The sequence below is a fragment of the Algoriphagus sp. 10J20-15 genome (assembly GCF_055809615.1).
This window is the reverse complement of record NZ_JBVVUG010000004.1, coordinates 153,608-177,636: the sequence shown is the minus strand read 5'-3', so window position 1 is coordinate 177,636 and position 24,029 is coordinate 153,608. Positions and strand designations below refer to the sequence as shown.

Below are 24,029 nucleotides of genomic sequence, written 5' to 3'. Positions count from 1 at the left end.
TCGAATGAGTTTAGAGTGAGATTAATCCTTCTATTTCGGCAGCTTCTTCATAGATCTTAATTATCTGATCGGGGTCTTTCATCATTGCCTGTATAGTGGCGCTTACGTACTTCCCTCCAGAACTTGCTTTTGTTGACACTTCATGTTTTGGAAAAAGAGCTGCTACTTCATTTTCCTTTCCATTAGGAACTATAAATTTAAACATATAAAGCTGAGGAAATTCTCCACTAGCTTCCAATTTCTCTTTAAAGTTTTCTTTATCGAATTTCTTTTTGTCCATAATAGTACGCGCTAGGCAAATTACGTGTCGAATATAAACAAAGAACCCATGCTGAATGGCATGGGTTCCGTATCTAGTTTCTTTCTTTTTTAAAAGAATTTATATCTATAGTCCTTGACGCCTGCTAGATCTTGCAGAGCCATCATAACGGAATATGTCGTACGTTGTGACGCATTTTGAGTCAATTGACCTTGGTAAGCAGAATAGTCACCAATTTCAGCCGCTGGAGTCAATGCATTCAGTTTACCTACGATCACACCTACATCCTCACGAATTGGTTGGGTAATTTTACCTTGCTCTATCCCGAAGATTGCGCCGATCGCACGTGGAGCAAATCCTACTTCCTGGAATTACATTGGCACTCAATTTCAAATCAGGAATTTCGTTTAGAGAAGCAGCTTCAGGGAATACGGCTTTCATATCTTCCAATGAAGTTTTACCAGCAAGCTTTTCTTTGATGGCTTCAGCTTTTTTCTCATTTCTCACCTGAGCTTCTACTTGTTCTTTTACATCAGCGAGCTGCAAGTCGCCTTCGCCTCTCTTACTCACAAGAGTAGCAACTATGTATGCATTGTCTAGCTCAAAAACGTCAGAAACCTCACCTGTAGAAGTACCATCTGTAAATGCCCAACGAATCACTTCTCTAGCATTTTGAAGATTGTTAATGTTTCTCGCGCTTGCATCTACATTGTTAGCCTGTAGAATTCTGTAATTTTCAGTCGTAGCATTTTCTGTGAACTCATTTCTGTTTCCTGCATTCGCAGCAAAGGAATCCGCATTTCTGAAAGCTTCGTTTCTAGTGGCATCACTAGCTACCAATTCTAATTCTACTGTGGCCACTTTGGTATAAGTAGTCTTAGGCATTTCAGTCACCTTGATGATGTGGTAGCCGTATTCTGTCTCTACTAGGTTCGGAAGAATACCAGGAGCTTTTGCAGCATAGGCAGCATCAGCAAATTCAGTCACAAAATCAGCCTTCGCAAACCATCCTAGGTCTCCGCCAGTCTGAGCGGTTCCATCCTGCCCGTATTGTCTAGCGGCAACTTCAAAGTTTCCATCGGCTTTCAGCTGTGAAAGAACTGTTTGAGCTTGTGCCTCCACAGCGGCTTTGGACGTATCGTCCATTCCTTCTGTACTGAATAGGATATGGGACGCTCTCAATCTTGGGGTTCCTTCGTATTGATCAGAGATCTTATAGGAAACGTAAGTGGAGTTAGCAGTGATAAACGGACCATAGGTCTGGCCTGCTTGAATATCAGAAACGTTATTAGTCAAATTGATTGGAAGCTCATCACCTGGTCTTACCGTCAAAAATGGCATTTGTCCTTCAGAGTTTCTCAACGCGAAAAGCGAATCGTTCTCAGTAGTTTTTAACTCCTCAGTCAATTCTTGAATCTGAGAAATAACTTCTGCTGAATCAGTTCCACTTGGCTGAATGCTAAATGTTACATACTCGATGCTAGCTGCATTTCCAGCGTTAAACTTGCTTTTATTCTTAGTCAAATATGCCTGCATTTCACTTTCAGAAACCGTAATATCTGCATCAGGAACTGCATAGAAAGGAACGAAAAGAATAGAAGCGTCTGCAATAGTGTTCGCTGCTTTGTATTCTTCTTTAGCCTCAGCTTCAGTTGCAAACTCAGAAGTAGCGAGCATATTGTCATATTTGATTCTCAATCTTGAGTCAGCAAAAAGCCGCTCTTGTTGATTCCAATAAGCCTGCTGCGCAGGATCTGCTGTTTCCAAAGATTGTAGGAAAGCCACCAATTGACTTTTGTCAAACTGACCTGTCTGCGGATTTACCAATTGCTGACGCAATTCCGGAACGATATTTTTTCCCTGAACCATATCAACTAATTCAGCATCAGAAATAGTCAAGCCTAATTTCTCATATTCTTCTTTGAACACGCGCTCCACAATCATAGACTGCCAAGCTTGCTCTCTGATAGAATACAATTCTACTTCAGAAGGAACTCTTCCAGTACGCTGCTGATTAGCAATTTTAAATTCTTCCACGCGGGCGATATACTCTTCGTAAGTAATATCTTCACCAGCAATCTCCCCCACTATGTTCTGACTTGAGCCTAGAAGAGAGGAATTTGGGCTTAATAGATCTCCTCCTAGGAGGAATAAAATCAATCCGCCGGCAATTACGCCGATCATCAGACCAGTTCGTTGTCTAATTTGTTTAATTAACGCCATTATTGTTACTACGCTTTTTTAGAGAGTCGCAAAATAAGAGCATTACTAACGAAATTCAAAATATATTCTGAATCAAACTCTTAACTAGAAAATTCCAGAGCTATTTATTTTCAGGCGAACCGTCTCTATTCTATGCTCTTGCTTAGTCACCACCGTGAAATTATACGCTTCAAAAGTTACAGATTCCCCTTTCTTTGGAAGGTTCTCTGTAAGCGAAAGAATCAGGCCGGAGAGGGTCTCAAAGTCTCCTATCGGCAATTCCCACCCATATTTATCATTGAGATAGTCAATTTCATGGCGTGCACTAAGCAAATATTCCTGATCGGAAATTTTCTGCTCAATCAAATCATCTGAGTCATACTCATCCTCGATTTCCCCAAAAATCTCTTCAATAATATCTTCCATAGAAACTATCCCTGAAGTGCCTCCAAACTCATCTACTACCAAAGCCAAGCTTTTTCTCTCTTGAATAAACTGTATGAGTAACTCATTAGCCAAGGCGGATTCTGGAGCAATAATGATAGGAGTCAGGATTTCTTCAATGGTTTTAGGCTTTTTGAAAAGCTCCAATTGGTGGCAATAGCCAATCACATCATCGATAGATTCCCGATAGACGATGACTTTAGAATGTCCACTTTCCTCAAATACCTGCTTCAATTCCTCGATTGCATCATCTACTTCCACAGATACGATATCTGTACGTGGAACCATACATTCCCGTACTCGTACAGTTTTGAATTCCACCGCATTATCAAAAATCTTGGTATCTATCTCCACATGTCCTTCCTCTTTTCCTTTATGAATATGATTTTGGACAAAGCTATTGAGATCTGTAACCGTAAAAACAGGCTTGTCTTCACTGTATTCTAATCGCAGAATTTTGGTAATAAAAAACCTGGAAAGGCCTACCACAGCCCATACTACAGGGTAAAACAGAATATAGATGACCCAAAATGGGAGTGAAAAAAAGTTCAACATGCTATTTGGATTCAGCATGAAAAGACTTTTTGGCAAAAACTCAGCAGTGATCAGGACAACTATGGTAGAGATCACTGTCTGCAGCATAAGTATTATGGCATCGTTAGCATAGCCATCTAACAAATTTTTCAACGGATCTTCCATCAAGTATGCCATGAAAATACCATAGAGCACCAACATGATTGTGTTGCCCATCAGGGTAGTGCCGATGAACTGCCCAGGACGCTGTACAAATACGCTCAAGATCTTACCCGTGAGATCTCCTTGCTTATTTTGAAGTTCTATCTGAAGCTTATTCGCTGAGATAAACGCGATTTCCATTCCTGAAAAAAAGGCAGACATCGCAAGCGTGATAATCACATAAATCAAATAATAACTAATTTCCATGCTTAGCGCTTTTTGCGGGGTTTGGTCTTTTTTCTTAGAGGTAGGAGGCTCATCGGGTTTTTGCATTTTGCGGTACTGAAACCAAAATAATAAGGCTACCGCAAACATAAAAATTGCATACGATGCACCTACTCCTTGGGTAATAGTCTGGTGGATGCCAACAATCATCAGTGCAAGCGAAAGCGATAATATTAATGCGTCAAGTAATTTCATGTTGAATAGTATTGAAGAAAACTGAACGAGCAAAGTTCAGTTTTATTTACTAGGAAATTTCTTTCTAAAGAATTCATTTAAAGCCCATCGTCGGTCAATTCCAACTTGCTTTCCCTGATATCTTTCAAGGAATAATTTGTAAAAGTCTCATCGGATTCCAATGCAGTTCCAAAGAAAAAGGTATTACGCTCCTGTACCCTAACAAATTTCTCAGTGTATATCTTTTTCTTGTTTGGCTCCCAAAAAAGCTCTTCTGACTGCAATTTTTGGTCCTTAGCTAAGTTGTGAACTTGTACGTCTCCTTCACCTTTGAAGATATTTTCCTGCTTAAATAAGTACCCTCGATCAGCAGTCAAGGTCGTACTCAATTGACCATCTTTCTCAAAAATCTGAATCTCTATTCCATCAGGAAACTCCATATTTCCATTAGCGAATTCCAACTGCTTAGGTGCTCTAATTTCAGAACGAACGATAGCTGAATCACTCTGTGTCAAGTGAAAATTAGTACTCATGTTCATGGGACCTTCATATTCCTGTAAAAGAGATGCATCTACATCCTCTCTGCAGGAGCTAGTAATAGAAAGAACACAAATAAAGAAGAAAATTAATCTGGATTTCACGGCTCAAAGATACTTGAAATTTGCTTTAGTGTATAAATGAAAAAAGGCAGCCCGAAGACTGCCTTTTTATCTCTATTCTTATATTAATCTCTTGTAGCTAATGTGACAGTCTCACCAATCCAACAGCCAGTGCTGATTGTTTGACCAGCCTGCATTCCTTCAGTAAACAACTCTTCTTTAGAAGGGAATCTAGATCTAGCATTCGCCATTCCGGAAGAATCACCTGCTCTTTGGTAAGCATTATAAGCAGCGATATAGATTGAATAATCTTTCACACGGCTATTACCTGCTTTACAATCATTGAAAGAGTTCATATACATGCCAGCTATCATTGTATAGACGTCTGAAGTTCTAGATGAATCTAGATTAGCAGCTTCTTTTGCTGCAGTTCTTGCAGCAGACTTTTTGCCTTGCTTCAGGTAGATTTTTGCTAATTCAAATTGAGCTTCTGCTTTCTGAGTATCATTCTCAGCAAGGGTCAATGCTTGACTCCACATTTCTTCTGCCTTAGCAGCATTATCTTCCTGCATATATCTCATCGCAATGACTTGAGAAGTAGAGAATGAAGGCTCTTTCGCATGCTTGATCTCTAATGCCTGTAGGAAGGCATTAGTATTAAAGCATTTATACTGTACAGAATACTTGAAAATTTGGTCAGCAAGAACTTCGTTAGTTGGATCAGCTATCAATTTTGGACCCAACGTATTTTCGATGAAGTCACAATCGATCAACTCCATAGCCACTAATAATGTCTCAAGTGTAGACTTTTGACTGGAAACGTCTGTTCCTTCTGCAGCAGCTTCATCCAACATTTTATTGATTTTGTCATGAATAGCTAGAATCTCCTCACCTGTATAAGCTTGGTGATAAGCATAGTTTCTGTAGACTAAATCAAAATATGCAGCAGTCAATTGATAGTTGATAGTACCGTTCAGTTCCATTGCCTTTTCAAAATCAGCAATTGGTCCAGCCAACATATCCTTGTCACCTTTATAGTATTGATAACCGTAATAAGCTTTATTCTCTATCCAGTTTTTCTCATTATCGTAGATTTCACCTCTTTTATTAAAAAGAGTGATTACAGAATCTTGGTAAATTCTCTTCTGAGCCTCATCAGTTGTAATCTTCGATGCTTCATCATAAATTTTGATACCATTCTGATAGATAGACTCATTCAACTCAGGTACATTAACTAGCAACCAGTGCAGTGGATGCGTAGCTTCTATTACCTGATCAGAATTCATATAATCAGTGTAGGCTGCGTTTAATTCTCTTGCTTTTGCTTCTTGAGCTGGGTCAGACGGAAAATTCCACCCTTCTTGAGCTTGGACCATTCCGGCCAGAAGCAGGGCAGTAAGCCCTAGGATTGTAGATTTAATTTTCATTTTCATAATGGTTTAATTCGGCACAATTTAATCTTCATGTCTAAATCCGAGGTTCAGGATTTAACCATTTTGATTGAATGGTTTGGTTAATTAATTAGTCAAATACTCGTTTGAAGAACCAACTGTTATCGTTCAAGGATAAACCTAAGGTTAAGTTCACATAACTCTCTTTGATCAGGCCATTATCAGTGGTTCCCCGCTGACCTACCTTCACTGCGAAATTCAATAACGAAAGTTGATTTACAGGAAGTGAAGCTCCAAAGTTAATGCCAAGGTCATTAATATTTGTCTCGTTCAAATAATATGGAGTCTGTTGGTATTCCAAACCGACTCGATAAGAACCTCTTTTCAATGCATTATCTACGTTAAGATAATCAGGTGTAAACTGGAATCCCAAGCCTACCTTAATTGCTTCCTGTAATCTCAGAGGATCATCCAGCAAAGATCTAAACTTTTTAAAGTCCTGATATTGTCCTTCCAATCCGATTACAAATTTGTTGTTTTTCTCATAAGAAACCCCGAATCCGTAGCGATTAGGGATATAAATGCTTCCCGGCTCGTCGTTAGCAATCAAGTCTCCATCCGAATCCGGATCGCTAGCTTGGCCAAATGCAGCGAGCTTGGCAAAGGCTTTTCCATTAACATCTCCTAAATGCTGATAAATGGCACCCAAATGTAATCTGCTCTTTGTGTTCAAAGGAATGAAGTAATATGCACCCGCTTTGATACCCACATCGCTAACTGTTAATCTTTCATAATATTCTGTGACATTCCCGACCGGAGCTCCTTCATCACTAAAAAGTGCCAATTGATCCGTGCGAATTGTTGACCCAAAAAGATATGATCCTTGTAAGCCAAGACTCAAATTCTTTGCAACCACCATCCCTAAACTTAAGTAAGCCTCAGAAATACCACCATCACCTTCAATAGAATTCAGAGCTCTCACATCTGAATTTGCTACAGTACTTTCTATCAGTAATCGGTAGTTCACACTGGTGATTTGATTTAAGCCTAAGCCAACTGTAAACTTGTTTACTTTCACTGGGAGTGAAAAAGCAATATATGACAGTCCACCTCCATCTACATCAGAGGTTTCCGAACCGTTGTCAGCAGCGATTCTTTTGTAATTCAGCGCCGCTTCGAAATTGAAAATTGTGTTTTTGGTAGAAAGAGCTGGGTTTACTGTGTTCGGATTCCATGGAGTACCGTAACTTATGCCAAGTCCCCCCATTGCTTGATTATTGGTAAGACCTGAATAGTTAAATTCACCGATACCTAGCGCACTATAAGTAGATGCACTGGACTGAGCCTGTGCTTCTGTAAATAAGAAAAGGGTGCATAGTACACCCAGCAATTGCAATTTGATTTTACTCAACATTGTGGTTTAGAATAGAATTCAATCCGTATAGGACCAAATTTGGGACTACAAATATGAGGTCTTTTGCCAATGAATCAAAAGATTGGGCGTCTCCACCGCTAACAAAGACCTCAATTTCTGGAAATTTTTTAGTGTAAGCTTCTATTTGCCCTCGTATTTCAAACTCAACTCCATACCAAACTCCGATTTGCATACAGGTTATGGTATTGTCGCCGATTAATTCACTAGGCTTATATTTAAGATCAACTAAGGGCAATCTCGCTGTTTGATCCTTCATGGCTCTGGCACGCATCCCGAGACGACTAGGACTGATGGCTCCACCCAGATACGAGTTTCTTTCATCGATAAGATCAAAAGTAATACAAGTTCCTAAGTCTATTGCGAGAACAGGTCCTTTACCCCGCATTGCCCAGGGCTCCTATTGCTCCAGCTATTCTGTCTAAGCCTAAGCTTGCCGGAGTTCCGTATGCATTCGTAATTGGCAATTTGGTTTCAGGGCTTAAAAATGAAAATTGGAAGGGTATTAGTTGCCTGCAATTCGACTTGATTCCACCTAACAGAACTGATTAGACAATGAACGAATGACACTGAATCCCAATAGATTAATGCATTTTCCAATAGGTCAAACACTTCTTCCTCCATCAACTTTCCCCCTTCAAAGAGTGCTGATTTGATTCGTGTATTACCGATATCTATGATGAGATTAGTCATGCAGGTTAGTTAATCGTCTGCAAAATAGCCATTCAAAAAAAGTACTGCCTTTTATACATGTTAAATTATCTTTGGGCTAGTTGGTACTTAACAAACTTTAACCCATGAGTCCTACACAATACACCATGATCGGATTGATGTCTGGTACTTCCGGAGATGGATTAGATATAGCCTATTGTAGCTATGAACTTCATCATCAGTGGTCTTACGAGATTTTGGACGCGATAACGATTCCATTTCCAGCTGACCTAGGGTCTAAGCTCATGAATTGCCACAAACTCTCAGCGTTGGACTTGGCACTTCTTGATGTAAGCTTTGGTAAGTGGATGGGAGAAAAAGTCAAGCAATATTGTGAGGAAAAGCAAATTAAACCCATGGCTGTTTGCTCTCACGGTCACACGGTATTTCACCAGCCATCAAGTCAGCTCAGTCTACAAATCGGGAATGGCTGGGCACTACATCATGCTTCGGGACAGCGTGTAATTAATGATTTTAGGATGAAAGATGTCCAACTTGGTGGACAGGGAGCGCCTTTGGTTCCCGTTGGAGATAGATTGCTTTTCACCTCTAGCAATTTTTGTATCAACCTGGGAGGCATAGCAAATATTAGCATGGATACCTCAGGCAAACGGATCGCTTTTGATACTTGCCCTTTTAATCTGTTGCTAAATTCTGAGGCAAAAAAATTAGGTGCTGAGTATGATAAAGATGGAGCGTGGGCAAAGGAAGGTCGTCTGAACATGACCCTATTTGAAGCTTTGAATTCCCTTCCATATTATTCAAAATCAAAAGCAAAGTCTTTGGGTAGGGAGGATTTGGAAAATGATTTCATCCCACTAATAAGTTCTAGCGGACTCTCAGAAAAAGATATTCTGCGAACTCTTGTAGAGCATTATGCAGTTCAAATCGCCAAAGTCATCAAATTTTACCAACATACTGATCAGCCTTCTGTCCTGATTACTGGGGGAGGTGCGTATAATTCATTTTTCATAGAATCTCTAGCGAAACAGCTTGATAATAAATGGGTTCATACTTTTGCTTCGCAAGAACTTATAGAATTTAAGGAAGCATTGATTTTTGGATTTTTAGGAGTAATGCGTCTCCGCAATGAAAACAACTGCTTGGGTTCTGTCACTGGAGCAATAACTGACTCGTGCGGAGGAGTAATTTATGGTTAACCGCCCGTCAGACTTCATAGGACAACACTGGTTTATTTTTCTATTTTTGCCTTGATATAAACCCAAATCACATGCAGGAATTACTTAAAAAATTTGAAAACAAACAGCCGGAAATCACTTTTGAATGGAGCGACAGCGAATCAGAAGCAGAAGGCTGGGTGGTGATAAATTCTCTTCGAGGCGGAGCTGCTGGCGGCGGCACACGAATGAGAAAAGGCCTAGATAAACGAGAAGTAGAATCCCTTGCCAAAACCATGGAGGTGAAATTTACCGTCTCAGGTCCCGCTATTGGTGGTGCAAAATCAGGAATCAACTTCGATCCAAATGATCCACGCAAAGATGAGGTCCTTAGACGTTGGTACAAAGCTGTCATTCCTTTGTTAAAAAGTTATTACGGGACAGGTGGCGACCTAAATGTGGACGAAATTCATGAAGTCATTCCAATCACCGAATCCTATGGATTGTGGCACCCTCAGGAAGGTGTAGTAAATGGTCACTACCACGCTACAGAACCTGAGAAAATCAGAAAAATCGGCCAATTGAGACAGGGAGTTTCAAAAGTACTAGAGGACCCCGATTTTACTCCCAATGGAACAAAGAAATATACGGTAGCTGATATGATTACAGGTTTTGGCGTGGCCGAAGCTGTAAAACATTATTATACCATTTGGGGAGGAAGTATCAAAGGAAAACGTGCTGTCATCCAAGGTTGGGGCAATGTGGGAGCGGCAGCTGCCTGCTTTCTAGCTGTCGAAGGAGTGAAAATAGTTGGGATAATAGACAGAGATGGAGGCGTAATCAACAAGGAAGGATATTCTCTCGATGAGGTACGTGAGCTTTTCCTAAATAGAAATGGAAACAAACTGGTAGCGGAAAATCAACTTTCTTTCGAAGAAATCAATGAAAAAATCTGGGATTTAGAAAGTGAAATCTTTATTCCGGCAGCCTCTTCCAGGCTGATCACCCAGGACCAAGCGGAGCGAATGGTCAATGCCGGTCTGGAAGTTATATCTTGTGGAGCCAACGTTCCTTTTGCCGACCCTGAGATTTTCTTTGGGCCTATAGGCGTTTGGACTGATCAGCGTGTTTCTGTTATTCCTGATTTCATTGCAAATTGTGGTATGGCGAGAGTATTTGCATACTTAATGACTGATAATGCAGAAGTCACCGACAAAGCCATATTTACAGATGTCAGCAAGACAATTGAAAAAGCGCTTTTGAAGGTAAATTCAAAAAATCCTGGAAAAGTCAAACTAGCAGAAAGCTCCTTTAGCATAGCTTTAGCACAACTCGTGTAAAATCATTCTTTTCTTTTGCCCTGATGGAGTTAATTTTTGATTAATTCCATCAGGATGGAATGTTTTGATTGTGCTGTGTCAGCCAAAATCTGTAGTTTAGCAGAAGCCACAGTTGGACAACAACAATTAATTATTTGCTTAAATTAACCGAAAAGAACACCCAGCATACCCATTACGCCTAATGAAGAATTTTATCTTTAGTTTCACCATACTTTTCGGAATATTATTTTTAGGCGGGCTAGACAAGCAGTACGCCTACGCCCAAAATAGTGACACTGAGAAGGTTTACCTAGCTCAGGCCGATCATGTAGATGCTGCACATGCAGATGTTCATGGAGAAGGTATTGACGAAAATGGGGAAGAAAATCACCATACCGCTCCTATTTGGCTAGTCATCCCTTTCGTGGCTCTACTACTGATGATTGCCACAGGACCTTTGTTTTATGAGCATTTTTGGCACCACAATTATCCTAAAATTGCTATAGGATTCGCGCTATTGGTCGTTTTCTACTATTTATTTATCCTAGGAAATGTCCATGCACCTGTCCATGCGCTAGCCGAATATATTCAGTTTATTGCATTACTGGCTTCGCTATATATTGCGTCTGGAGGTATTCTCATTGAGATTGATAAAAAGGCAACACCATTAGCAAACCTAACTTTGCTGGTAATCGGAGCCTTGATTTCCAATCTGATCGGAACTACCGGAGCTTCCATGCTTTTGATTCGACCATTTATTAGATTAAACAAAGGCAATATCCAAGCATACCACATCATATTCTTCATTTTTATGGTAAGTAATATTGGTGGGTCCCTCACTCCAATCGGTGATCCTCCGCTATTCTTGGGATTCTTGAAAGGCATTCCTTTCTTTTGGACTTTAGAGCATAACTGGCCAGCTTGGGTTTTTTGCATTGATCGTACTAGCCGCTGCTTTTTACTTTATTGATAAAAAATTTGGCAGGGCATCTGACGATACTGAACTCGAAGAAACTACTTATTCGAATAAGCTTTCTTTAATTGGAGTTAAGAATTTCGGCTGGTTATTTATTATCATTTGCTCAGTATTCCTAGACCCGAATGTGATAGACGGCGTTCCTGCTATAGTGTATGACGGTCAAAAATTCTCCTATATCCGAGAAATTATCATGCTAAGTGTTGCCTTCCTGTCATACCGATTCGCAGATCAGCGAGCCATCAAAGGCAATGAGTTCAATTTTGAGCCTATCCGGGAAGTTGCATTTATTTTCGTAGGAATATTTGGCACCATGATGCCAGCACTGGAGCTAGTAGGCACCTTTGCAAAATCTCCCGAAGGCGCAGCTATGATTACGCACAACACGCTTTATTGGGGAACGGGAATTCTTTCTGGCTTCCTAGACAATGCCCCTACCTACCTCAACTTCCTTGCAGCAGCGATGGCCTCCAAAGGAGCTTCTATCAGTAATATTGAAGAAGTCCGCCAGTTTGCGGCGGATGGTTATCATGATTCTGCCTTTGAATTAATGGCAATTGCAATTGCCTCCGTATTCTTCGGGGCGATGACCTATATAGGAAATGGTCCAAACTTTATGGTGAAGTCCATTGCAGAGCAAAATGGTGTTAAAATGCCTTCCTTCTTTGGATACATTATCCGGTTCTCCTTACCCATTTTATTACCGATTCTAATTCTAGTTTGGTTGGTATTCTTTGCTTTTGTATAAAATCAAACCTCTTTAAATCGGAAGCAAGACTCCAAATGGTCATTAAATAAGCCTGTTGCCTGCATGTGTGCGTAGACGGTAGTGCTTCCTAAGAATTTAAAACCACGCTTCTTCAGATCTTTGGCTAGCAGGTCAGATTCTTTGGTGGTGGCTTGTGCTTCAGACATAGAGGATAAGCGATTTTTAATAGGTTTTCCGCCTACGAATCCCCAAATGTATTTGGAAAAAGAGCCGAATTCCTGCTGCACTTCCATGAAGCGTTTAGCATTGTTAATGGCTGCACGGATTTTCAGCACATTCCTGATTATGCCAGGATCTTGAAGCAATTCCTGCACATAACTCTCTGGAAATTCCGCCACAATTTTGTAATCAAAGTCTGCAAAAGCTTTGCGATAGCCCTCTCTCTTTTTCAAAATAGTGGCCCAACTCAATCCTGCCTGAGCTGATTCAAGAATTAAGAATTCGAAGTGAATCTGATCATCCCAAACCGGAACACCCCATTCGGTATCGTGATAGGCTACATATTCTTCAAAACCCAGACACCAGGGACAGCGGGATTTTTGATCTGAAACTTGAAAGTTCTTTTTCATTTGAGTCAATTTAGGTGAATAAAATTAATCAAGAGTTGGGATTAGGAAGCAGAGTGCCTTAATTTCTGACTTCAATTGACAGATTAAAATGATTGCTACATCCACCCTTGAAATCAGTGCAAAAGCTTACAGACAAAATATCAGGTATATACGATCAGAAATCGGCCCTGAGCCTATCATATCTGCCGTAGTAAAAGGAAATGCATACGGTCATGGGATTTCCCAAATGGTCGAAATAGCAGAAAAAGCTGGCATCCGTCATTTCAGCACATTCAGCTCGGATGAAGCTTGGGAAGTCTGGGAAAAATCAAAAAAAGGGTCGGAAATAATGATTTTAGGAATGCTCCACTTAGAGGAGTTGGAAAAATTGATTCGAAAAGGAATCAGTTTTTACGTCTTTGATTTTGAAAGACTCCAGAAAGCTATCACTATTTCGAAGCAAATTGGTATCGCTGCGAAAGTACATATTGAAATAGAGACTGGATTTCATAGAACTGGTTTTGATTGGGTGCAACGAGAAAAACTAGCATCCGTACTGTCGGAGAATCAGGATCAGATTTCCATTGAAGGACTTTGCACCCATTATGCAGGTGCTGAATCTGTTAGCAATTTCGTAAGAGTAAAAAATCAAATTGCCAGATATCATGAATTCAAGGACTTTTTCAATGAACAGGGAATCGCATTCAAAACCTACCACACAGCCTGTTCTGCAGCTACTCTGATTTTCCCTGAAACTATCATGGATATGGTGAGAATAGGAATAGCTGGATATGGATTTTGGCCTACCAAAGAGACTTTTTTTGCGAAGCTAAACTCACTTCCTAAAGGAAATAAGAATCCTCTGAGAAGGCTGATAACTTGGAAAAGCACCATCATGAGCCTGAAGTCAGTGAAAACCGGCGAGTTTGTAGGCTATGGAAATAGCTACATGGCGCTAGAAAATATACGGATGGCAATCGTACCCGTGGGCTATGGGCATGGCTACAGCCGTCTTCTGAGTAATCAGGGAATGGTGCTGATCAAAGGGCAATATTGCCAGGTGGTGGGCACTGTCACCATGAATGCTATCGCCGTGAATGTAAGCAAACTTAAAGATCTAAAAGTCGGAGATGAGGTGATCTTGATAGGAAAGCAAGGCGGAAAGGAAATAACAGTTGCCTCTTTTTCAGAATCGACGCAACAAGTGAATTATGAAATGCTCACCAGATTGCCGAAAGAAATTCCAAGAAAAATAATTCCTTAGATAAAATATAACGGTCTTGTTATTGATCGGCATCACCTTGCGGTCTAGGTGATATTTGATGGCCTTGGAAAGTACCACTTTCTCCACGTCCTGACCGATTTGTACTAATTCAGCGATGGTATTATGATGTCTCACCCGGGCTACTTCCTGCTCGATAATCGGCCCAGCGTCCAATTCTTCAGTCACGTAATGAGCAGTGGCACCAATGATTTTTACACCTCGCTCAAATGCTGCGTGATAAGGTTTCGCTCCCACGAAAGCAGGCAAAAATGAGTGGTGAATGTTAATAATTCGGTTTGGAAAATGCTGAATAAACTCCGCAGACAAGATCTGCATGTACCTTGCTAGCACCACAAAATCAATTTGATTGGCCTTCATCAATCCCAACTGATTGGCCTCAGCGGCAGCTTTGGTCTCAGAAGTAATTGGAATGTGGTGAAATGGAATCCCGAAGGCCTCCACAACTTGCTTCAAATTAGGATGATTGGAAACGACCAAAGGAATATCAACCTCAAGCTGTCCTGCATAGTGTCTTCCCAAAATATCAAACAAGCAATGAGAAAGTTTGCTGACAAAAATCGCCATTCTTGGCTTAGGGAAATTGAAATGAAGCTTGAACTCCATCTGGAATCGCTCTCCAACTTCTTCCTTAAATCGAGCAGCAATCTCATCTTTCTCCAAAGAAAAAGAATCCAATTCCCACGCTGCTCTCATGAAAAACATCCCCAAATTCTCATCCACATGCTGATCTACTTCAAGTATATTTCCTTCATACGAGTAAAGGAATTTGGAAACTTGGGCGACGATTCCCTTTTGATCGGGACACTGGATGATTAGGATGGCTTTTTTCATAGTTCAATGATTTACTTACCTGTAAAAGATAAAAGCGGCTTTTTTGATAAAAGGTTTATTTATGCGCAGTGTACCGAAGGGCATTGCGTAGACCATAGTAATTGTTATTCATTAGACAGGATTGTTTCAATTAAATATCCTTCTTTATCAAAAAGTCTGATTTTTCTTATTTCTCCATTTGCGTAAAATTCAGTCAAGAAACCAATTGCATGTCCATTTTTAAATGTTCCCATAAATTTTACTTTTCCATTCCCGAAATAATCTATAATATCTCCATTTAGAGAGCTTTCACAAGCTTTAAATATATATCCATGTTTGTCATGGGTTACAATAAATTCCTGTATGTCAGATATAATGATTGTGTGAGAATTTTTCTCTTGGTCAATAGTTATCGGAATGGTTTGACGCTCATGAATTAAATTATAATTCCCTTTTGTTTTTAATCTGGCAGCTCCATTTTCAAAAGATGGGTAAAATTCAATTCCATCTTTTTCCAGTGAAAAGTTTAAGGCATATTCAGTTTTATTATTACAAGGATCCTGATAATAAAGAGTGAATTCATACTCTTGAGAAAAAGCGTAATAATTTAGTCCGAATAGAAATATAATCGAAAGTGAAAATTTCGTGAGAATTGCATTTCTATTTTGTATTTCTCATAGGTTTTCAATTATGCACAACAACTTGGCTTGACGCTACTTCGGTCTTCCGTCTTCGTTCTTCCAGCTTTTATGAATTCCAGATCTGCCACGAAGCCTCTGCCTGCAAAATTAGCATTTCGTGGCCATTCTTAGCTTTGCCTCCAGCATCCAAACAAGCTTTCATCAGCGTAGTAACCGGAGGATTATAGACCAAATCATACACAAAATGTGCAGCTGAAAACTGATCCAACGGAATAGCAGGCATCCCTTCCTCATTAGGAAAAGTACCGAGAGGGGTAGTATTTACTATTAGGTGATGAGTCTTCATGATCTCAGGGTTGGAAGCTAGGTCACCGTAAGTAATTTGATCTTCATCTTCTGAGCGGGATACATTCAGAAAATCAATATCCAAATCTATCAACGCCTGCTTGATTGCTTTTGATGCTCCGCCTGTTCCCAAAATCAAGGCCTTGAGTATAACTCCACCAAGCCAAGGTGAAAGTGAATTTTTAAATCCAATGTAATCTGTATTATAACCTGTGCGAATTCCATCCTGAATATGAATGCAATTTACCGCGCCGATCTCCTCACAGGCTTCTTCCAGATCATCCATCAAGGCAATCACATCCTCCTTGTGCGGAATAGTGACATTGATGCCTTCGATATCTGGATTTTCACTTAGAATATCCTCGAGATTACGCGCATTCGGTATGTCGTATAATTCATAGGAACAGTCGGAAATTCCTTCTTTTTCAAATTTCTTTGAAAAATATTTCTTTGAAAAAGAATGCGTAAGTGGATGCCCTATCAGTCCGAATTTCCTCATGATTTCTTCAAATATGCCGCTAAGCGCTCAATACCAAGCACTAAAATAATTCCAAAAGTAAAGGCTGCTAATGCGATCAGTAACTTTGGCTCAAGACCAGTTTGATCAAGATATTCACTAGGAAAAAGGTTTTTTGTCAAAAATGGCTTTTCCTCTCCACTGGAAGATTTGCGGTAAGCTGTCACTATTTTCCATGGCCAAAGTTTATTTATTGACCCAAGCATAAAGCCGGACAGTAGGCCAATGGTGATGGAATAAAAGTACTTAAGCAACCAGGAAATGACTCTGCTAAATGATAAGAGTCCTACTATACATCCAAGCGCAAAAACGCCAAGTGTAGCAAAATTACGCTCTGATACTGCATTAAGAATAGGCTCGTATTTCCCTAAGATCAATAGAAGAAAACTTCCACTAATTCCAGGTAGAATCATCGCACAAATCGCAATAGCCCCAGCTACAAAAGTAAACCAAAGTGCATCCGGACTACTTGTAGGAGGTAAGTCTGTAATGAAATAGGCTGAAACTGTCCCAATGATTAAAGCGATAATTACTCCTATGCTCCACTTTTTAATATCCTTCAAAATTAGGAATGCACTCACTAAAATCAACCCACAGAAAAACGACCATAGCGGAATAGGATGCTCAGCCATCAAATAGGTGATTAGCTTTGAAAGTGAAAAAATGCTCGTCATGATCCCAAGCAAAAGACTAAGCAAAAAAGCACCGTTTATCGATTGAAAAAACTTATTGAACTCAAACTTGAGTAACAACTTCAGACTGTCTCCATTAACAGAATTTATACTATTGAGTAGCTCCTCGTAAATCCCGGTAATCAGCGCTATCGATCCGCCTGATACCCCTGGCACAATGTCTGCCGCTCCCATTCCCATACCTTTTAGGTAGGTGAGAACATATTTTTTGATAAAATCCATGGTCAAAAATAAAGGCTGATCGGAATATTCCAATCAGCCTGTAATGAGTTGAGTTGTATTACAATTTGATTTCTCCAAGAAAATGATCGAAGGTATCACCTCTCAATCCCAATCGGATAGTCTCCAACGGGATCACCTCCGAAGGGCTGATATTTCCAAGATTCACATTAGCTCCTATCAGCTTGATAAACCAAACCTGCTGAGATTTGATAGGTGCTTCCCAGATGATTCTTTCTTCAGGGATCTGAGTAAGGATTTCTTCAACCAACCCTTGTCTCACTTCTCCAGAATCTCTGAAAAGACCAACGTTTCCACCTTCTCTCGCTTCACCGATTACTTTCCAAGCACCCGCATCCAATTCTGTCTGCATCTGCTCAATCCACTTATACGGAGGAATGATCTTAGCTGCATCCTTGGATCCCACTTCGGATAGCACCGTTACTTGCTTGGCTAGTGTAGCTATGTATTCACACTTCTTGTCATGATTTAGAGAAATAGAACCATCCGACACCTCAGCGAAGGAAAGATCATATTTATCCAATACTTTTCTATAATCGTCAAATTGACCTCGTACGATAAAAGCTTCGAAAAGAGTACCACCCAAATAAACTGGAATACCAGCTTCTTTATAGATGGCAAGTTTTTCGTTGAGGTTTTTGGTCACATAAGATGTAGCCCAACCAAGTTTTACTATATCTACAAAATCGGAACAACTTTCTACAAAATCTTCTGTGGCACGTAGGCTTAAGCCTTTGTCCATGGCCATGGTAAATCCTTTGGTTCGTGGCTTTTCAGTCCGAACAGGGATATTATTCAGCTCATAATTCATTAGCGAGGTTTTAATGTTAAGACTCGAGGTTTTCCTCTCGATATTGGGCAATAATCTTGTATAAGGCCTTTTGCTGCTTCAGCTCTGGCATCAAATCATACATGATCGTATGCTTTTCGAAGTCCAAAGTTAACCCATTTTCCAAAAATGAAAACGCCTCTTTATAATTGCCCATTTTAATTAGGTATACCACCAGGCGATAATACAGCTCTGCCTCCTCCGGTATTTCTTCTATTCCCTCCCGAGTTACGTCTATAGCTTCTTCAAAGCGATTCTGTTCAAAATATATAAGTGCCAGATTCACATAAGTTTCCAGAATTCCCGGTTCCAAATTGATGGCTTCTTCGTAGGCTTCTGAGCTGGCTTGCATATTTCCCAAATTGAATTCTGCATCACCAAGTCCAACCCAATAATTTGAATTTTCTTTTGTGAGATTGAGTGCTTTTTTGAAATAATGTATGGCTTCGAAGTATTTTTCCTTCTTCAGCATGCACATTCCTAGTCCAAACCAAGCATCGTCGTATTCTTCATCAAACTTTGCAGACTTCTTAAAATACTTGAAAGCCTCATCTATTTTTTCAAGTTTTTCATAGGCGGCACCCATGTAACAGCAATTTTCCGCATTTGCTCCTTCACAGTTAATCGTATTTTGGTATGCTTCCAGCGCCAGCTCATATTGCTGGGTATTCATCAGCGCATTTCCAAGGTTGAAATAAGCCGAGGCAAAGCTGTCATCAATGATAATTGCATAATCATATGCTTTGATCGCTTCTTCAAATCGGCCAAGGCGGTTATAAACTACCCCTAAGTTGTACCAAGCGCCTGCACTGTAAGGATCCTGATCAATGAACTCTTGGTAAAATTCTAGGATTTCATCAAAGGAGCCCTCCTCTTCAGTGATCATCGCCAACTGAAATAGGGCGTCTTCGTGATTGATACGGTTTTTTACAGCTTCTTTAAAATAAAAGCTCGCCTTTTCATTATTGTTTTGAACACGATAAAGGTTTCCAAGTGAATAGAATACCTCTGCTTTGTCTTCTGCTAAGGGCAGGTAGTTCTCCAAAAGTTCTATTCCTTCTTTTGGCGTTCCGCTAAGAATATAAGCATTTGCCAATGCAAGAATTATTTCTTCGTTGTTCGGAGAAATATTATTGATGTTTTCCAAAATCTCCTGTCCTTCTTCCAATTCATCATTGAAAATCAAACATTGGGCTTTCAGGAGCTTAATTTCTACCGAGAAAGGAAATCTTTCCAATGAAAATTCGGCTGCGCGTAACGCCTTCAGGAATTTCTGTTGATCAAAGTAAAATCGGATAATATCCTCCAATTCTTCTTCCTCGAAATAAAGGTCCAGATTGGATTGTAGGGAATTTTCAAATCGCTCTACCAGCTTCTTGTCATTTTCCCAATCGTGATCGTGATCTCCGGTCATTAGGATGCGTTATGGTTTATTTAATTTACCAATAAATTTGGTCTCTCAAAATCTGGATTTGTTAAATTTTATTTCTGATCACGAGAGAATAGCACCCTCTATGCTTCAGACTTTGCTTACCAACGAACAGGATCAAAAATAAGTTTACTTTGACCACTCAAAGGTATCTTCCAGGCTATGATAGGAGGTTCTTAATAACTTGTTGACTTTGCTGCTATCGAAAAAAACTTTTTGTTGTGAAATCATGGCAGTCTTCCTATTCAGAGGGCTTTTACTCAGCCCTAATTTTCTAAGCGTTGTATTGAAGAATACTGCAATTTTTAACATCAAAGGACTTACTACTTTACTAGGTGCTTTTTTCCCGTAAGTCAAGGCCATTTTCTCAAAAAATTCTTTATACGAAATGCTTTCTTTGTTTAAAATAAACCGCTCGCCCCAAGCTTCTTTATCTACCAAGGCTCTCACTTGCTGTGCCGCATCACGCACATCTATATAATTCAAATCTCCTTCAGGATAATAGGTGTGTTCATCGATGACATAATGGTATATGTCGGTGGAGGATCGATCATCGCTGATCTTCCCCAATAATATCGAAGGATTTACAACAATCAAATCTATTCCTTCCTGCTCTCCGCGCCAAGCTTCCAGTTCAGCTAAATACTTAGAAACACCGTAATCTGTATTAAGTGGAGACTCCACCCACTTAAAGTTCTCATCAAGATGCTTTAATTCAGGACTTCGCCCTATTGCGGCAACAGAACTGACATGTACCAGCTTTTTTACTCCGGTGTTCAACATGGCATTGACTACATTAGTAGTGCCAGTCATATTAATTCGATAAATGCTATCTTTTTCGCCTGGGTCAAAAGAAACCTTACCTGCCGCATGGATCACCAAATCAATGCCATTCATAGCTTCTTCTAGCGATTCAATATCCGAAAGCTTCCCTTCATGCCAAATTATAGGAAATTGCGCCTCATCAATTAACCTTGTAGAAGAGCTTGCCCTACGCAAACCATGTATTTCTCCAAGAGTAGCAAATTCCTTCGCTAAATAGCTACCAAACAATCCCGTAATGCCTGTGATGAGAATTTTCATTGACTTTTATGCAAATCAAAGAGAGCAATTAAGCAATTCTAGTTGCTTCAATTTTTGGTACAATTTTGATTTCGGAAGGCTTTCCATCATATCCAAATAGCGTGGATTATGGCAGTCGGTCCCTAGGAACCTAACCAGTCCAGTCTCCACCAGCATTTCTCCAAAGTCCTTTACAGGTTTGGAATAAAACCCAGTCAGGGATAATATGTTTACTTGAAAAAGTATTTGTCTATCAGTAAGGTCCTGAAGTAACCCCTTATCTGAAATCAGGTACTGGTATCGCTCTGGGTGGGCTAGAATTGGTTTGTAACCCGCCATTTCAAGTTGAAAAAGTATTTCCAATAGCATTTGAGGCTTATTTATAAAGCCTGTTTCTACGAGAATATAGTTATTTCCAAATGTCAGAACCTCTTCTCCATTTTTAATTTTCTCCAAGAAAATCTCATCCATGTAATACTCCGCAGCAGCCTCTAATTCAATAGAAATACCTTCTTTCTTAACCGCTTTGCGTAAATCCTCAAGCCCCATATTGATTATTTCCGGCGTATTGCGATAATACTCAGACATAATATGTGGAGTGGTGATTATTTTTCGCAAGCCATAATCAGCAAGTCGTTTTATCAAATGAAGCGATTCCTCCATGGTCTTAGATCCGTCATCTATTCCCGGAATCAGATGCGAGTGCATATCCACCTGTAACCAACTAAGGTCAAGGTCCTCAATCACCTCTGGTTTTCTTTTAAATAGATCTAAAAATCCCATTACAATCCTCCTTCACTAATCTTAAATTCTTCTAACGTGGGCCAAACAGCATCTTTATCCGATGTGATCGGGTCTTTCACTTGCCAATCAATAGCTAATGCTGGGTCATTCCAAAGAATTCCCCCTTCGCTAGCTTTATGATAATAATTAGAGCACTTGTAGGCGAATATCGCATCATCCAAAACTGAAAAGCCATGCGCAAATCCTGCTGGAACATACATCAGATTATTTCTGTCAGCATCAAGAATAGTTGAGTATTTCTCACCAAAGGTCGAAGAATCTCTTCTCAAATCTACGATCACATCGAGCACCTTCCCTTGTATAACTCTTACTAATTTCGCCTGAGCATATTCACCTTTCTGAAAATGTAATCCTCGGACTGTCCCTTTCTGGGAATAGCTCTGATTATCTTGCACCCAGTCATGCACTACACCTTCAGAATGCAACCAATCTGCTCGATAGGACTCAAAGAAATAACCTCTTTGATCCTCAAAAATCCTAGGAAATACCTCTAGTACACCTGGTAAAGGTGCTTTTATTATTTGGGCCATGGGGTGAATATTGATACTGGCATTGAAAGGTAAAATAACCAAGAGACAAAACACTATCCTAATCAATTCTAAGGAAATATGTCGAACTTTGTTGAATCCGATGCTAGAAATTCTAAAAACAGTACTTTAACTGGTGGTTTTTACGATAATAAGGAAACTAATTTCAAGTTTTCCGCATTGTTTTGACATAGAATACAAAATATGAGTAAACATTCCCGAAAAATCCAAAAACTTTACGAAACAGCTCCGAAAGAGGAAACTGCCATTTTAGTAAGTGTGGTGAGACAATATCAAACTGAGCAACAAACTGAGGAATATTTAGATGAATTAGCTTTTTTGACTGAGACCTTAGGTGCAAAGACTGTCTATCGCTTTACCCAAAAAATGGAAAAGCCTGATATCAAGACATTTGTGGGTACTGGTAAACTTGAGGAAATCGCTGCCTACATTAAGCATTTTGAAGTAGATATGGTCATATTCGATGATGACCTCTCGCCTTCTCAAATGAGAAATCTTGAGAATGAACTTAAGGTGACTATCTACGACAGATCCTTATTAATCTTAGATATTTTCTTAAATCGCGCGCAATCTGCTCAGGCTAAAACCCAAGTAGAACTGGCAAGATTCCAATATTTGCTTCCTCGATTGACGAATATGTGGACTCACTTAGAGCGGCAGCGAGGAGGAACTACCACTCGAGGCGGTGCAGGTGAAAAGGAGATAGAAACGGATAAGCGAGATATCCGAGGAAGAATTACACTCCTCAAGGAAAAGCTTCGTGAAATAGAAAAACAAGGAGAAACTCAGCGAAAAGGCAGAAAGGGGATTGTCCGAGTGGCCGTAGTTGGCTATACCAATGTGGGTAAAAGCACATTGATGAACTTGATCACCAAGACAAATATTCTAGCTGAAAATAAGCTTTTCGCAACGGTAGACTCTACTGTCAGAAAAGTAGTACTTGAAAATGTACCTTTCTTACTGTCTGATACAGTTGGATTCATTCGAAAACTCCCTACGCATCTAATTGCGGCATTTAAATCTACACTAGATGAGATACGTGAAGCGGACTTACTTGTGCATGTGGTAGATATTTCTCACCCTCATTTTGAGGATCACATTGCTGTCGTTACTCAAACGCTCAATGAGATCAAAGCAGGAGATAAGCCTACCCTACTCGTTTTCAATAAAATCGACTTAGTAGAAACTATGCCTAGTGAGGAAGAAAGCATGAAGATGACAGAGCTTGAACTCGAAGAAGCAAACTTTATTGATTTTGAGGCGCTTGCAGACGCATATCAGAAAAAAACCGGGATTCCACCAGTATTCATGGCCGCAGTAAATGGTCAGAATGTGGAAGGTTTTCGCCAGGCTTTGATAGCAGAAGTAAAAAAGCAGCATCGAAAAATATATCCTCACTACCTAGAGGATCAAACATTTTCTCTAGAAGAATAAAAATTTCTGATTGGGTATTAATTCTGTTGATACCCAATTTTTTATTACTTCTCCCTATTCTTTTCTATTATTATTTTCCCTATCCTCACTATAATTTTTGACCTTTTTCTTTAGCTAACCATACAAGTATGAGTTCTGAGTATTCTCAATATGACATATTTTTTGAAATAACACCTGACCTCGTATGTATCGCAGGTTTTGATGGATATTTCAAAAAAGTAAATCCGGCAGTTATAGATGTCTTAGGCTATAGTTATGAAGAGTTATATGCAAAGCCAGTAAATCACTTCGTGTTCGATGAGGATAAAGAAAAAACAGCAATGGTAAGAAAATCATTGTTTAATTCTACGCCTCTAGTGGATTTTGAAAATAGATATGTAACCAAATCAGGAGAGGTGGTGTGGCTTTCCTGGACTCTCCCAACCAATAGAACAATCCAAATTAGTTTTTGCAATAGCGAAAAATATTACACAAAAAAAAGAGCTTGAAGC

At 39.8% G+C, this 24,029-nt stretch carries 22 protein-coding genes and 2 pseudogenes; 6 read left to right on the top strand and 18 right to left on the bottom strand.

All coding sequences use genetic code 11. From position 1 onward, the window contains the following. Window positions 1–10: 10 nt before the first annotated feature. From AC0L6R_RS02510 to AC0L6R_RS02470, 9 genes and pseudogenes are all read right to left on the bottom strand, one after another. Window positions 11–280 carry a DUF493 family protein gene (locus AC0L6R_RS02510; RefSeq protein WP_283413528.1) on the bottom strand — a complete coding sequence of 90 codons (270 nt, stop codon included), beginning with the start codon at window positions 278–280 and terminating at the stop codon, window positions 11–13. Window positions 281–369: 89 nt separating this feature from the next. Continuing rightward, window positions 370–2,482, bottom strand: a pseudogene (locus AC0L6R_RS02505) (SurA N-terminal domain-containing protein). Between the two features lie 84 nt (window positions 2,483–2,566). After that, window positions 2,567–3,847 carry a hemolysin family protein gene (locus AC0L6R_RS02500; RefSeq protein WP_283413526.1) on the bottom strand — a complete coding sequence of 427 codons (1,281 nt, stop codon included), beginning with the start codon at window positions 3,845–3,847 and terminating at the stop codon, window positions 2,567–2,569. Window positions 3,848–4,137: 290 nt separating this feature from the next. Further along, a complete protein-coding gene (gene lptC / locus AC0L6R_RS02495) occupies window positions 4,138–4,680 on the bottom strand; it encodes an LPS export ABC transporter periplasmic protein LptC (protein WP_283413524.1) in 543 nt (180 codons plus the stop codon). A gap of 83 nt (window positions 4,681–4,763) precedes the next feature. Beyond that, window positions 4,764–6,065, bottom strand: coding sequence for a hypothetical protein (locus AC0L6R_RS02490; RefSeq protein WP_473269788.1), 1,302 nt, complete (start codon window positions 6,063–6,065; stop codon window positions 4,764–4,766). 94 nt (window positions 6,066–6,159) lie between these two features. Continuing rightward, the gene (locus tag AC0L6R_RS02485; RefSeq protein ID WP_473269787.1) at window positions 6,160–7,443 is read right to left on the bottom strand and encodes a hypothetical protein; all 1,284 of its coding nucleotides are present in this window, start codon (window positions 7,441–7,443) and stop codon (window positions 6,160–6,162) included. Further along, a complete protein-coding gene (locus AC0L6R_RS02480; RefSeq protein WP_473269786.1) occupies window positions 7,433–7,849 on the bottom strand; it encodes a type III pantothenate kinase in 417 nt (138 codons plus the stop codon). The genes AC0L6R_RS02485 and AC0L6R_RS02480 overlap by 11 nt, the downstream gene beginning before the upstream one ends. Next, window positions 7,839–7,967 carry a hypothetical protein gene (locus tag AC0L6R_RS02475; protein WP_473269876.1) on the bottom strand — a complete coding sequence of 43 codons (129 nt, stop codon included), beginning with the start codon at window positions 7,965–7,967 and terminating at the stop codon, window positions 7,839–7,841. The genes AC0L6R_RS02480 and AC0L6R_RS02475 overlap by 11 nt, the downstream gene beginning before the upstream one ends. Beyond that, window positions 7,936–8,154 (bottom strand): hypothetical protein, encoded by a 219-nt coding sequence (locus tag AC0L6R_RS02470; protein ID WP_473269785.1) that lies wholly within the window; start codon window positions 8,152–8,154, stop codon window positions 7,936–7,938. Before AC0L6R_RS02470 ends, AC0L6R_RS02475 begins: the two co-directional genes overlap by 32 nt. A 104-nt stretch (window positions 8,155–8,258) precedes the next feature. On the opposite strand from AC0L6R_RS02470, the gene AC0L6R_RS02465 reads away from it, so the two are divergent. From AC0L6R_RS02465 to AC0L6R_RS02455, 3 genes and pseudogenes are all read left to right on the top strand, one after another. Beyond that, complete coding sequence (locus tag AC0L6R_RS02465; RefSeq protein ID WP_473269784.1) at window positions 8,259–9,332, top strand: anhydro-N-acetylmuramic acid kinase; 1,074 nt, start codon at window positions 8,259–8,261, stop codon at window positions 9,330–9,332. Between the two features lie 71 nt (window positions 9,333–9,403). Beyond that, a complete protein-coding gene (locus AC0L6R_RS02460) occupies window positions 9,404–10,630 on the top strand; it encodes a Glu/Leu/Phe/Val dehydrogenase dimerization domain-containing protein (RefSeq protein ID WP_283413519.1) in 1,227 nt (408 codons plus the stop codon). Between the two features lie 181 nt (window positions 10,631–10,811). Continuing rightward, window positions 10,812–12,333 (top strand): annotated as a pseudogene (locus tag AC0L6R_RS02455) (sodium:proton antiporter). A gap of 2 nt (window positions 12,334–12,335) precedes the next feature. On the opposite strand, the gene AC0L6R_RS02450 reads toward AC0L6R_RS02455, so the two are convergent. After that, window positions 12,336–12,923 carry a DNA-3-methyladenine glycosylase I gene (locus tag AC0L6R_RS02450; protein ID WP_473269783.1) on the bottom strand — a complete coding sequence of 196 codons (588 nt, stop codon included), beginning with the start codon at window positions 12,921–12,923 and terminating at the stop codon, window positions 12,336–12,338. Between the two features lie 88 nt (window positions 12,924–13,011). Between AC0L6R_RS02450 and alr the strand changes: the two genes are divergently transcribed. After that, window positions 13,012–14,166, top strand: a complete 1,155-nt coding sequence (gene alr / locus AC0L6R_RS02445; RefSeq protein WP_473269782.1) for an alanine racemase — start codon at window positions 13,012–13,014, stop codon at window positions 14,164–14,166. Here alr and purU read toward each other — a convergent pair. From purU to rfbC, 8 genes are all read right to left on the bottom strand, one after another. Beyond that, complete coding sequence (purU, locus tag AC0L6R_RS02440; protein WP_473269781.1) at window positions 14,089–15,018, bottom strand: formyltetrahydrofolate deformylase; 930 nt, start codon at window positions 15,016–15,018, stop codon at window positions 14,089–14,091. The two genes, alr and purU, sit on opposite strands and share 78 nt — an antisense overlap. 726 nt (window positions 15,019–15,744) lie before the next feature. Continuing rightward, the gene (locus AC0L6R_RS02435; RefSeq protein ID WP_473269780.1) at window positions 15,745–16,482 is read right to left on the bottom strand and encodes a shikimate dehydrogenase family protein; all 738 of its coding nucleotides are present in this window, start codon (window positions 16,480–16,482) and stop codon (window positions 15,745–15,747) included. Next, window positions 16,479–17,414 (bottom strand): DUF368 domain-containing protein, encoded by a 936-nt coding sequence (locus AC0L6R_RS02430; protein ID WP_473269779.1) that lies wholly within the window; start codon window positions 17,412–17,414, stop codon window positions 16,479–16,481. Before AC0L6R_RS02430 ends, AC0L6R_RS02435 begins: the two co-directional genes overlap by 4 nt. A 58-nt stretch (window positions 17,415–17,472) precedes the next feature. Beyond that, complete coding sequence (locus tag AC0L6R_RS02425) at window positions 17,473–18,243, bottom strand: phosphosulfolactate synthase (RefSeq protein ID WP_283413511.1); 771 nt, start codon at window positions 18,241–18,243, stop codon at window positions 17,473–17,475. Window positions 18,244–18,259: 16 nt separating this feature from the next. Beyond that, complete coding sequence (locus AC0L6R_RS02420; protein ID WP_283413510.1) at window positions 18,260–19,675, bottom strand: tetratricopeptide repeat protein; 1,416 nt, start codon at window positions 19,673–19,675, stop codon at window positions 18,260–18,262. 144 nt (window positions 19,676–19,819) lie between these two features. After that, on the bottom strand, window positions 19,820–20,773 hold the full coding sequence (locus AC0L6R_RS02415) for an NAD-dependent epimerase/dehydratase family protein (RefSeq protein WP_473269778.1): 954 nt from the start codon (window positions 20,771–20,773) through the stop codon (window positions 19,820–19,822). Window positions 20,774–20,788: 15 nt separating this feature from the next. Then, window positions 20,789–21,535 (bottom strand): tyrosine-protein phosphatase, encoded by a 747-nt coding sequence (locus tag AC0L6R_RS02410; RefSeq protein ID WP_283413508.1) that lies wholly within the window; start codon window positions 21,533–21,535, stop codon window positions 20,789–20,791. Next, window positions 21,535–22,086: a dTDP-4-dehydrorhamnose 3,5-epimerase gene (rfbC, locus tag AC0L6R_RS02405; RefSeq protein WP_473269777.1), complete on the bottom strand. Its 552-nt coding sequence runs from the start codon at window positions 22,084–22,086 to the stop codon at window positions 21,535–21,537. Before rfbC ends, AC0L6R_RS02410 begins: the two co-directional genes overlap by 1 nt. A gap of 201 nt (window positions 22,087–22,287) precedes the next feature. Here rfbC and hflX point away from each other — a divergent pair, with 201 nt between their 5' ends. Both hflX and AC0L6R_RS02395 read left to right on the top strand, forming a co-directional pair. Further along, window positions 22,288–23,538: a GTPase HflX gene (gene hflX, locus AC0L6R_RS02400; protein WP_283413506.1), complete on the top strand. Its 1,251-nt coding sequence runs from the start codon at window positions 22,288–22,290 to the stop codon at window positions 23,536–23,538. A gap of 128 nt (window positions 23,539–23,666) precedes the next feature. After that, entirely contained in the window at window positions 23,667–24,026 is a 360-nt protein-coding gene (locus AC0L6R_RS02395; protein ID WP_473269776.1) for a PAS domain S-box protein, read from the top strand. Window positions 24,027–24,029: the final 3 nt, after the last annotated feature.